This window comes from Pseudomonas sp. MEJ086, from assembly GCF_030209025.1.
Taxonomy (GTDB): Bacteria; Pseudomonadota; Gammaproteobacteria; order Pseudomonadales; family Pseudomonadaceae; genus Aquipseudomonas; species Aquipseudomonas fulva_A.
On record NZ_JARVSV010000056.1, the window covers coordinates 1 to 9,353 of the forward strand.

The 9,353-nt window shown below is 64.6% G+C and carries 1 protein-coding gene; it reads right to left on the reverse strand.

Annotation, left to right across the window (positions count from 1 at the left end):
• On the reverse strand, positions 1–9,353 hold a 9,353-nt coding region (locus QRN22_RS25335), incomplete at both ends, for a hemagglutinin repeat-containing protein (RefSeq protein WP_285404451.1).

Here is a 9,353-nt window from a genome sequence, read left to right on the forward strand (position 1 = left end):
CATTGATGTCACGCCCGGAATGGAACTGAGCGCCACGTACCTGAACGTCATTACCTGCTTCCAGGTTGATGTCGTTACCCGCGTCCAACGTCGAAGCGCGATTTCCAACCACGGTCTGGCTGACGCTCTGGCGTTGGCTGGTACTACCGAAGTGCGCATCGAACGTTGGCCCAGCCAGGAACTGGCTGACGGAGTCCACCGCCTTGAGCGTGCTCGATGCCTGGCTGACAGTGTTCTCACCCTTGCCGGCGCCGCTTACCGCATTCTTGGTTCGCTCGAAATTGTGGTTAACCGTGACGCCTACGCCGCTACGGTTCTGGCTCTGCTCCCTTTCGATGCTCGACTGTTCGCGAGCCGCATCGACGACGATGTCACGCCCGGCCTTCATGTTCAGGTCGTAGCCGGCCTGCATGTCCGAGCCTTGCTGCCGGATATCGCGGCCAGCACGTACATCCAGGTCCAAACCGGCGTTGATCTGGCTGGCTGCCGCAGTCTGTTCGCTGGTACGAGTCTTGTCCTTGAGCGACTCGGCTCCGGCAAAGGCACTAACACCGTTGCCATCTGCGCTATGCATCAGGCCCAGGGTCTTGGTGTTTTTCCACGAGGTAACCTGTTCGCTGCCGCTACCTGCAACGACATTCACGTCGCGACCAGCATCGAGCAGCACGTTGCGCCCGGCGCTGACACCACTGCCCACCACGTTGATATCGCGTTCGGCGATCAGCGAAGCATCACGCTCGGCATTGACCTGGCTGCCTACGTTGGTGGAGCGGATGATTTCCTGGCCGCTTTTCTTGGCACTGGAGATGGCAATGTCACCACCCCAGCTTGGTGAACCCACGGCCACCCCAACTGCATCACGGGCGGAAAGACCGAACTTCTTCCTGTAGGACTCGCTACGGCTATACGCTTCGTCGTTGGCCGAAACGAGGTTGATGTCCCCAGTGTCCTTCACCAACCCGGCGCGCAGCTCGACGTCGTTACCGGCATCGGTGGTACTGGCGCGTAGACGAATGTCGTTGCCTGCCGCGATGACCACGTCGTTGCCTGCTTCCAGTTCGCTGGCGACCTGGGTGGCGCTGGTCTGCAGCTGGCTCTTGCCGCTCTTCGACAGGCCAAGGAAACCGGATTTGGTTTTCTTGGCGTAGGACCCGTGCTCCTCGACACCGGACAGCACGGCCACATCGCCGGTGCCGCCGACCAGCAGGTCGTTACCAGCGCTGAGTTGGCTGCCGATGACGGTGACGTCGCGGCCACCCTCGAGATTCAGGGCGCCACTGGCAGCCTTGCTGGTGTTGATCGTCAGGTCGTTGCCCGCCTCGATCACCGAGGCGATGTTGGTGCTGTCGTAGCTTTCGCTCTGGCGGCTCTTGCTGCGGCCGAACGAGCCTTTGCTCTTCTTGAAGTAGTAGGAGGCGCTTTCATCCTTGGCCGACAGGATGTCGATGTCCTGGCCGGCATCGATGTCGACGTCGTTGCCAGCCTGTACGCGGCTGGCGATCACGCTCAGGTCATTGCCCGCTCCCAGGCTGATGTCACGACCGGCCTGGATCTCGCTCGACTGCTGGGTGATCTGGTCACGGCTCTGGGTGACTTTCTTGCCCCTCGACAGGAAGTGGCTCTCGTCAGCGGCGCTGGAGAGCATCAGGTCACGTTCGGCGCCAAGCTCGAGATCACGGCCTGCCGTCACGCGGCTGGCCACTACGCCCAGGTCGCGCCCGGCGGCGATATCCAGGTCACGACCCGCGCTCACCTCAGCGCCCACCTGGGTTACCCGTTCATTGACGAACCAGTTGCCGCGGGTCTGGTACTGCCCCTCCTGCACGGAGGCGACGGTGACGTCGCGGCCGGCCTGAATGGCCAGGTCGCCGCGGCTGTCGAGAACGCTGCCGAGGTTGCTCACGTCGCGCCCAGCCGCCAGGCTGAGGCTCTCGCTGGCTTCGATGCGGGCGGCGCTGTCGACATGGGTCTGCCCCCAGCGGTGGGAGCCGATGCTGGCGGCATGTTGAGTGACGCTGCGCTCGTTGACGATGTCGCCTTCGCGGGCGATCAGGCTGACATCGCGCCCGGCGATGATGCCGCCCTGGGCGTTGCGGATGCTCTCGGTCGCCAGCAGTTGCAGGCGCTCGTTGGCTTGCATGAGGCCACTATTGGCGATGTTCCGACCTTGTACATCCAATGCACCGCTGGCTCGCAGGGTGCCCTGGTTGCTCAGGTCGCCACCGCCTATCAACGCCACGTCACGGCCCTGGATCAACGCGCCGTTGGGGGCCAGGCGGCCTTCGGCCTGGGCCAGGTAGAGCACCGGCACCAGGACCTTTTCGCCGAGGACCTCCTGCTCTTCCATCCACACGATGTCGTGGGTCAGGGCAGCCACCTGCTGGGCGCTCAGGCTGACGCCAAGGCCCAGGTTCAGTGCGTCCTTGCTGGCGATGGCGTTGTTCATCAGGTAGCGGAACATCGCCTCGTCGCTGGTCAACCCGGCCAGGTAGCGCTGGCCGGTACGGGCGACGATGGCTTCGCGGATCAGGCGCTGTTCGTAGAGGCCATCGCCCAGGCGTTTCTGGGCCTGATCGGGGTCGTAACCCAGTTGGCCAAGCATGTAGTCGGAGCTGAGGAAGCGGCTCAGCTCGGTCAGTGCCGGGTTGGTCTCGATCAGGTATTTGTGAGGCCGGGCGACAGGGTTCACGATGACGCCCTGGGCCTGGGAAACCGGATTACCGGCACCGCCCTGAGCGGCGGATGCGCTGACGGTCACCTGGGTGCCGGGCTGAATAACCAGTGACGGTCTATCGACTGCAACCGGCTGGCCAAGGCCAGCCTGGAGCTGACCGCTTTGATCGCCCCGCACATCCTCTATCCGTACAGCGCCGGAGCCTTCACGCTGTGCCTGCTCGAGGCTGGTGCCGGCCAATGCCCACTGCTGGGCAGCGACTGCCTCACGCACCTGGCTGTCGCTGCCGCTCTGGCCGCTGAGGCGAAACAATCCATTCTGGCCAGTCGGCAGGCTGAAACCAGGCAGGTTCAGCGGATTCACCTGTTGCTGGGCGAGGTCGGCCGGGAGTTGCGGGTTGAGGCGAATGACTGTGGTCGAGCCGCTGCCACCACTGCTGGTATCACCTGCTCGCGAGGTGCCAGGAGCGATGCTCTGCCCATTGCGGCGAACGCCGTTCTCGATGACGTTCGCGCTCTGCACGGTGACATTGCCACCGGCCTGGATGACCGCTCCGGCGGCAACACCGGTCGAGGTGACGGTATCGACCGAATCGACAAGGCTGTAGGTGCTGAAGATGGCGGGAACCGGGTATTGAGCTCCGGGGTTGTAATAGCGATTTGGCGTCCTGGTAACTTGGCGGTCTGGCCTCAGATAGATATCCGGTTCGCGGGCCTGCCTAATGACATAAGTGTGCTCGTATATCGCGTTATTTCGGTTGTATTGGTAAATATCACCATTTGCGCTGATGAGACTTTCGAAAACAGCTCGCCGCTCGGAATCGACCGGATTACGGTACTGGCGATAGCGATTCACGCTTTCCGTGGCAGAGCCAAGGTTCGATACCTGATCGCCAACGAGCAAGATATTGCCGGCAGCGGAAATCGTGCTGTGGCTGTTCTCGATCGTGCTGCCAGTGAGTTTGAGGTTGCCGCCAGCCTGGATCAGGGAGGCCGGTGAGTCGGAGGAGACGGTTCGCTCTATTTGCTCGTTGAGGAAGTAATAGAAATCGAAATGGCGTCCCTTACAATCAAGACATTCGTAGGTGATGCTCCCCGACACGAGCCGTTCGGATACGGCAAAGGCATCCTTGCGGTTGATGATCGCCAGGGCGTTGACGGCAAGGTCCCCGGCGCTCTCAACGGTACTGGATACGTTTTCGAAACGGCTGGACTGCTCGCCCGCCTGATCACCCGCGATCAGCAACGTTCCCAGGCTATACACGTCCGCGTAACGGTTGGTGAAGGTGTCGACATACAGCGCCATGTCGTCGCCGCTGAACAACAGCCCCTTCTCGTTGATCAGGCTCGGTGTACTCAGGGTCAGGCGCTGGGCACTGCCCAGGGTGCCGGCGTTGTTCACGCTGGCGGCACTGAGGGTAAGGTTGTCGGCGGCGGTCAGGCGGCCCTGGTTGAGCAGTGCACCACCGAGCATGAAGCTGGCCGCACCAGCGGCGGTGATGCTGGCGGCCTCACTGAGGCTCAGGCTCGCGGCCGCGAGGTCCAGGGCACCCTGGCTGGTGACCCGGCCGTTGCCGCTGTAGGCACCACTGAGAGTCAGGCTGATGGGGCCATCGCTGGCGATCAGGCCATGGTTGATCCAGTTGCCCCCCTTGCCGGTCAGCGAACCGGTGGCCAGCAGTTGCCCATTGGCCGTCTGCTCGAAGGTGCCGATATCCAGCGTCAGATGCCCGGCCTGGAGGATACTGTCGTTGCTCCAGCTGTCGGCCTTGAGGGTCAGGCCGCCCTGGGTAACGAAGCTGCCGCCCGCGGCGGCGACCTGCGCCAGGGCGACACCGAACTCACCACCGCCAGCGTGCAGCAGCTTGCCATTGTGGTTGAGCAGGCTGCCGAGGTTGAGGGTCAGGTCGCGGTTGGCGGTTTCCAGGGTGCCGCCGCGGTTGTCCAGCAGCGCGCCCAGGGTGAAGAAGGTGGTGCCGGTACTGCCCAGGGCACGCAGCTGGCCGCCCTGGTTGTTCAGGCTGCCGCCCTGCACGTGCAGCGTGCCACGGCTTTCGATGATGCCTTGCTGGTTATCGAGTAAGGCGTCGGTAGCCTGTTCCAGGGTGATGGTGGCAGCCCCGAGGGTGCCACTCTGGTTGTTCAGGTCGCCGCCACGCAGCAGCAGGTCACCCTGGGCATGCAGGGTGCCGCGCTGGTTGTCGAAGGCGCTGGCCCGCAAGGTCGCCGCGCCGTTCAGGGCATGAATGCGCCCGGCAGTGTTGTCGAGGTTGCCAGCGACCTGCAGGTCGATGTGCTGCCCCTGAATCAGACCGCCCTGCCCGATGGCGCCGTTGCGCAGCCAGGCGGAAAGACGGGTGCGCACCCAGCCTTCAAGGCTGGTCAGGGTACCTTGGCGGTTGTCGAGGCTGGCAGCGGTAAGGTCGACAGCGCCGCTACGGCTCTGCAGAGTGCCAGCCTGGTTGTTCAGGGCGCCGCCGATGTTCAGTAGCAGATCGCCCTGCCCCTGAATGGCTCCGCCGCTGTTGTCGAGGCTGGCGGCGTTCAGATTCACCTGAGCGTCACGGCTGTAGATCAGCCCATCGGCGCTGTTGTTCAGCGCCTGGGCGACACCGAGCTCCAGCGCCCCATTGGCGGCCAGGGTCGCGCTGCCACTGTTGTCCAGCTCGCTGACGACGAGCTTGGCGGTGCTCTGGCTGGCCAGCGTGCCGCCCTGGTTGTTCAGGGTATCGGCCGTGATGCTCAGGGGACCGGCGCTGGCCAGTTGCCCGGCAGCATTGCTCAGGGTGCCGTCGACGTTGAGCGTGGCTGCACCGCTGGCTGCGATGCGGCCATGGCTATTGTCCAGGGCCTTGCTGCTCAGGGTCAGGTCTTGCTGCGCCTGCAACAAACCGCCCGCGTTGGCGACGCTAGTGGCGTCGATGACCAGGCGCTCTCCGGCGTCGATCTGCCCGGCGCGGTTGTCCAGTTGCCGGGTGATCTGCAGGCGCTGGCCCGCACCACTGGAAAGAATGCCCCGGTCACTGTTGTCCAGGCTCTCGGCCTGAATATCGAGACGGTCGGCAGCCACCAGAGCGCCTTCACCACTGTTGAGCAGTGCACCGGCGAGCGCTACGGCGAGGCCGCCATCGCGGCTGGACAGCGTGCCGCGCTGGCGGTTGTCGAGGGAACCGCCACTCAGTTGCAGGCCCTGCCAACCGGAGAGCAGGCCGCCGCGATTGTCGCCTTGGCCCAGGCTCAGGCGCAGCCACTGCCGACTGATCAGGCGACCATTGCGGTTGTCCAGGCTGGCGGCGGCCAGGTCCAGCACGCCGAGGCTGGAGATTTCCCCTGCTGCGTTATCGACGGCTCGCAGGTTGCTCAGGGTCAGCGGGCCGTTGCTGCTGATCAGGCCCTGACGGTTATCCAGGTCCCCCTGGCGCAGGTCGAGGCTGATAGAGCTTTCGCCGATCAAGGCGCCCTGTTGCTGAGTCAGGCGGTCGAGGGTCAGTTGCAGGTCGCCCTTGGCCGAGACTTCCCCTCCCTGGCTGGAGTCCAGCGAAGCGGCGTCGAGCGTGAGGGTGCCCTGGCTGTTGATCAGCCCGCCGTCGCGGTTGTCCAGCGCACCGTTGCTGCGCAGCTCAAGGGCCTTGCTGGCCAACAGAGTGCCGTCGGTATTGGTGAGCGTGCCGCTGTTCAGGCGCAGATCGCCGGCACTCTGAATGAGGCCCTTGCTGGCGTTGCTCAGGTTGCCGGTAAGGTCGATGACGAGGTCGCCGCGGGCGAAGAGTGTGCCCGCCTCGTTACTCAGCTCCTTGGCACGCAGGTCGATGCCTCGGGCACTGATCAACCCTGCCAGGTTGGTCAGCACGCCCTGAATCCGCAACGTCAGGTTCTGCTCGGAGAGCAGTCGACCATTGGCGTTGTCCAGGCGCGTCGCCAGCAGATTGAAACCCTGGCCACTGGAAATCTCGCCACCACGGTTACTCACCGCCCCCAGATTGTTCAGCAACAGTTGGCCGGGGGCATGCAGCAAGCCGGCGTCATTGTTCAGGTAGCCACCATCAAGGTCGAGGGTGAGGCTGGTCTGGCTGAACAGTTCACCACCCTGCTGCGCCAGACCGCTGGCCTGCACGGACAGCGGGCCACTGGCGGCGATACGCCCCTGGGCGTTGCCGATCTGATCGGCCTGCAGGTCCAGATTGGCGTTACCCGTCAGGCGACCGCCGTCATTGTCGAAACGCCCGGTGATGACGCTCAGATGCTCCACCGCGGAGATCTGGCCATGGCGGTTGTCCAGGCCGGCGCTACGCAGCAGCAACCCGGCATCGGTGAGCAGACGCCCCTGCTGATTGAGCAGTGCGCCCTGGCTGGTGACCTGCAACGCACCCGCGCTGGAAAGGCTCCCCGCGCTGTTGTCGAGCGTGGCGGCGGTGACGTTCAGCGTGCCTTCGCTACTGATTGTTCCCGCGTTGTTGATCAGTTGGCCATCGTGGGCCAGGTCACCGGTACGAGCAGCGAGTTCGATCAGCACGCGAGTATCGCTGGCGAGGGTACCGCCGGAATTGTTCAGGTGAGCAGCGCCGAGCTGAAGCTGATCACGCCCGAAGATCAGCCCTTCGTCGCGATTGATCAGGCGCGCAGCCGCCAGGTTCAGGTGCGCCGCCAGCAGGCGGCCACCGTCACTGTTGTCGAGCGTCGTGACGTTCAAACCGGCACTGCCACGGCTGGATATTTCCCCGCCACGGTTGTCGATGTCGCCAGCCGTCACGCTCAGTGGACCATTGGCCGCGACCCGGCCTTTCTGGTTGTCCAGCCGCTGCGCCAGCAGATTCAGATCGCCTTCGGCCAGCAGTTCGCCGCCCTGGTTGGCCAGTGTGCCGCTCACCCCGACATCGAGTCGGCCCTGGCTACGCAGCAGGCCGTCAGCGCCATTGTCCAGCGCCGCGGCGCTGACCTCGACCTGACGACCGGCCAGGCTCCCGCCTCGATTGTCCAGGCTGCCAGAAACGCTGACGCGCAGGTCCTGCTCGCTGATGAGCTTGCCGCTGCGGTTGTCCAGGCTGCTCGCTGCCAGGTCGAAGCCCTGGCGACTGGAGATTTCACCACCTCGGTTGCTCACGACACCAAGGCCATCGAGCCGCAATGCACCCGGTGCGTTGATGAAGCCAGCGTCGTTGTCGAGAGCGCCGCCCTGCAGGTCAAGGGCCAGGCTGGTCTTGCTGAACAGCTCGCCACCCTGTTGCTGCAGACCGTTGGCCGTCAGTTCAAGCGGCCCGGTAGCGGCGATACGGCCCTTGCGGTTGGCGATCTGCGCGGCGTGCAGCGCGAGCGTGGAGCCAGCCGAGATCAGCCCCTGATCGTTGCTCAGGTCGCCACTGCGCAGGTGCAGAGCCGCATCACCGAGCACCCGCCCCTCCTGATTGTTCAGCGCCCCCAGCAGGGTCAGGTTCAAGTCCCGAACGCTGGAAACATCGCCCCGGCGATTGTCCAGGCGCGTCGCACCGACGTTCAGCGCACCCTCGCTGCCCAGCAAACCATCGGTATTGATCAGCCCGCCGTCGAGCTCGCCCCGCGCCGCGAGCTCGACACGCAGATCTTCACCCGCGGAAAGTGAGCCGCCGCTGTTGTCCAGCCAGGCGCCGGCCACCTGCGTATTGCCCTGCCCGTGAATCAGGCCCTGACTACGATTGAGCAGGCGCTGTGTGGTGAGCACCAGGTGCGCACCGATCACCTTGCCCTGGTCGCTGTTGTCCAGGCCCTGTGCGGCTATCGTTACCCTGGCTCGGCTGGAAACCGTCCCGCCGCGGTTGTCGATATCGTCGTGCACCAGTTGCAGATCAGCATTGGCTGCGATGCGACCAGCACGGTTTTGCAGGCGCTCCCCCGTCAACGCGAGCGAGGTTTCGGCCAGCAGCTTGCCGCCCTGATTGTCCAGAGAAGCCGCCGCCACCTGCACACCTTGGCGACTGGAAATCTCGCCTGCCGTATTGTCGACCTTGGCGGCGCTGTCTATACGCAGCGCCTGCCCGGCATTGACCAGCCCCGCACGGTTGTCCAGATTGCCACCGGCAAGGTCGACACTCAGGCCTGCCCCGCTGCTGAGCACACCGCCCTGCTGGGCCAGCCCGGTCGCGTTGACCCCCAGCGTCTGGCCGGCAGCGATACGTCCCTGAGCATTGTCGACCTGGCCACTGCGCAGCGCGAGGTTGCCATCGGCGACGATGCGCCCCTTGTGGTTGTCGAGTTGGGTGCTGTCGATCCGGGCATTGCCTTCGGCCAGCAACTGACCGTCACGGTTATCCAGCAAGCCCTCGGCAGCGACCCGCAGATCATGGCTGGCGACCACGCTACCCGCGTTACGGATCCGCTCGCCTGCCAGAGCAACGTTGCCCGCTCGATTGCGGCTGTCGTCGGCATTCACACCGGCTTCGACATGGCCCTCGTTGAGCAACCGAGCGCCGCCAGTCAGCGCCACCCGATCGCGAGCAGCCAGGCTGCCGCGGTTCACCAGGCTGTCCCTGGCCTGAACCTCGAGCTGAGTCCCGGCGTACACCTGCCCCTGGGTTTCAACGCTCTCGGCGCGTGCCGCGATCTGCCCGCTGGCCGCCGCCGTGTTGAGCGTCAGTAGCCCATTGGCATCGATCTGAATATCCCCGGCACTGGCCGCCATGTCGCCGGCCAGCTTCACGCCCACGCCC